1 tRNA gene and 2 rRNA genes (1 of these 3 running past the window's edge) are annotated in these 2,985 nt (G+C 55.1%); all 3 read right to left on the bottom strand.

Annotated features, from left to right (window positions below):
- Positions 1-196: 196 nt before the first annotated feature.
- Positions 197-273, bottom strand: a tRNA-Met gene (locus tag ACP7A5_RS17725).
- A gap of 106 nt (positions 274-379) precedes the next feature.
- A 5S ribosomal RNA gene (gene rrf, locus ACP7A5_RS17720) occupies positions 380-494 on the bottom strand.
- 75 nt (positions 495-569) lie between these two features.
- Positions 570-2,985, bottom strand: a 23S ribosomal RNA gene (locus tag ACP7A5_RS17715) (it continues 367 nt past the right edge of the window).

Genomic DNA, 2,985 nt, shown 5'->3' with positions numbered 1-2,985 from the left:
CACGCGGGCGACATCGTCGCCATGACCGACGCCCTGCGGATTCCCCGCAAGACCCTCTACGACAAGTTCCGGCGTCACGGCCTGCGTCCGGGCGATTTCCGCGCGCGAGATGAGCGTGGCTAAGGCTTCGGAGGCGTCGGAGCGGCGGTTCGGACAGCAAAAAGCCCCGCGGCGAACCGGCGGGGCTTTGAGATCTTGGGTGCGGGAGCAGGATTTGAACCTGCGACCTTCAGGTTATGAGCCTGACGAGCTACCGGGCTGCTCCATCCCGCGGCAAGAGCGGCGTTGTGAAGGAAGAAGTTCGAGAAGACCCGGGCTCAAGTCGCGCAAAGCGCGTCAGCCCGGAACAGACGTCACAATCCACATATCCGCTTGGTAGACCCGGCGGCGACCTACTCTCCCATGCCTTGAGACATAGTACCATTGGCTCTGGAGGGCTTAACGACCGAGTTCGGGATGGGATCGGGTGGGGAACCTCCGACATAACCACCAGGTCAACCAAGCGGATATGTAGATTGTGACGAGAAGACATTGTCGTATTCGAAAAATCGAATGAGTTTTGCTGAGAAACGATCAAGCCGATCGGATTATTAGTACCAGTAAGCTTCACGCGTCGCCGCGCTTCCACACCTGGCCTATCAACGTGGTAGTCTTCCACGATCCTCAGCGAAGCCTTGTTTTGAGGTTAGTTTCCCGCTTAGATGCTTTCAGCGGTTATCTATTCCATACTTAGCTACCCTGCTGCACAACTGGCGTCATGACAGGTCCACCAGAGGTATGTCCATCCCGGTCCTCTCGTACTAGGGACAGATCCTCTCAAGCTTCGAACACCCACGGCAGATAGGGACCAAACTGTCTCACGACGTTCTGAACCCAGCTCACGTACCACTTTAATCGGCGAACAGCCGAACCCTTGGGACCTGCTCCAGCCCCAGGATGTGATGAGCCGACATCGAGGTGCCAAACTTTGCCGTCGATATGGACTCTTGGGCAAAATCAGCCTGTTATCCCTAGAGTACCTTTTATCCGTTGAGCGATGGCCCTTCCACGCGGGACCACCGGATCACTATGGCCGACTTTCGTCTCTGCTCGACTTGTCAGTCTCGCAGTCAGGCGGGCTTATGCCATTGCACTCGACGACCGATTTCCGACCGGTCTGAGCCCACCATCGCGCGCCTCCGTTACACTTTAGGAGGCGACCGCCCCAGTCAAACTACCCACCACGCCATGTCCCGGGACCGGATAACGGTCCTCGGTTAGACGTCAACGACAGTAAGGGTGGTATTTCAAGGATGGCTCCACCAGAGCTGGCGCCCCGGTTTCATAGCCTCCCACCTATCCTACACATACGGTCGCTAACGCCAAGGCGAAGCTATAGTAAAGGTTCATAGGGTCTTTCCGTCTGACCGCGGGAACCCCGCATCTTCACGGGGAATTCAATTTCACTGAGCCTGTGCTGGAGACAGTGGGGAAGTCGTTACGCCATTCGTGCAGGTCGGAACTTACCCGACAAGGAATTTCGCTACCTTAGGACCGTTATAGTTACGGCCGCCGTTTACCTGGGCTTCAGTTCGTCGCTTTCACAACTCCCTTTAACCTTCAGGCACCGGGCAGGCGTCAGACCCTATACGTCGCATTGCTGCTTCGCAGAGCCCTGTGTTTTTGCTAAACAGTCGCTACCCCCTGGCTTGTGCCACTCTGCAAAGGTTGCCCTAAGCAGAGTCACGCTTATTCCGAAGTTACGCGTGCAATTTGCCGAGTTCCTTCAGCACAGTTCTCTCAAGCGCCTTGGTATGCTCTACCTGACCACCTGTGTCGGTTTCGGGTACGGTCTCTGCCAGAGTTATTTCCAGGGACAACTTCCCTGCCAGGACAATCCAGTAAGCCCTGACAAGTTACGCCATCCGTCACTTCTGGCTGGTGCAGGAATATTTACCTGCTTCCCATCGACTACGCTTTTCAGCCTCGCCTTAGGGGCCGACTAACCCTGCGCAGATTAGCTTTACGCAGGAACCCTTGGTCTTTCGGCGGGAGTGTCTCTCACACTCCTTATCGTTACTCATGTCAGCATTCTCACTTCCGATACCTCCAGCCAGGCTCACGCCTGACCTTCACCGGCTTACGGAACGCTCCGCTACCGCTCGCTTACGCGAACCCATATCTTCGGCGCATGGCTTGAGCCCCGTTACATTTTCCGCGCAGGATCGCTTGATCAGTGAGCTGTTACGCTTTCTTTAAAGGATGGCTGCTTCTAAGCCAACCTCCTGATTGTCAAAGCAATCCCACATCGTTTCCCACTTAGCCATGACTTGGGGGCCTTAGATGATGGTTAGGGTTGTTTCCCTTTTCACGACGGACGTTAGCACCCGCCGTGTGTCTGCCCGATAGTTCTCTCAGGTATTCGGAGTTTGGTTAGTATTGGTACCACTCGCGCAGCCCGCAACCATCCAGTGCTCTACCCCCTGAGGAATTCGTCGGACGCTCTACCTAAATAGATTTCGCGGAGAACCAGCTATGTCTAGGTTTGATTGGCCTTTCACCCCTATCCACAAGTCATCCCAGAATTTTTCAACATTCACGGGTTCGGACCTCCAGTAAGTGTTACCTTACCTTCATCCTGCTCATGGATAGATCACCTAGTTTCGGGTCGTCATACGTCGAACTTAGCGCCCTATTCAGACTCGCTTTCGCTGCGCCTACACCTAACGGCTTAAGCTTGCTCGACACATGAAGTCGCTGACCCATTATACAAAAGGTACGCCGTCACCCCGCTTGGGGGCTCCGACTGCTTGTAGGCTTCCGATTTCAGGATCTGTTTCACTCCCCTTGTCGGGGTGCTTTTCACCTTTCCCTCACGGTACTTGTTCACTATCGGTCGTAGAGGAGTACTTAGGCTTGGAGGGTGGTCCCCCCATGTTCAGACAGGATTTCACGTGTCCCGCCCTACTCGAGTCTCTTGCTATTTGACGCCTACGGGGCTTTCAC

Source organism: Brevundimonas sp. TWP2-3-4b1 (genome assembly GCF_049897665.1).
GTDB classification, from domain to species: domain Bacteria; phylum Pseudomonadota; class Alphaproteobacteria; order Caulobacterales; family Caulobacteraceae; genus Brevundimonas; species Brevundimonas subvibrioides_B.
Note: the sequence above shows the minus strand (reverse complement) of the source record. Positions and strands in the feature narration are given on the sequence as shown.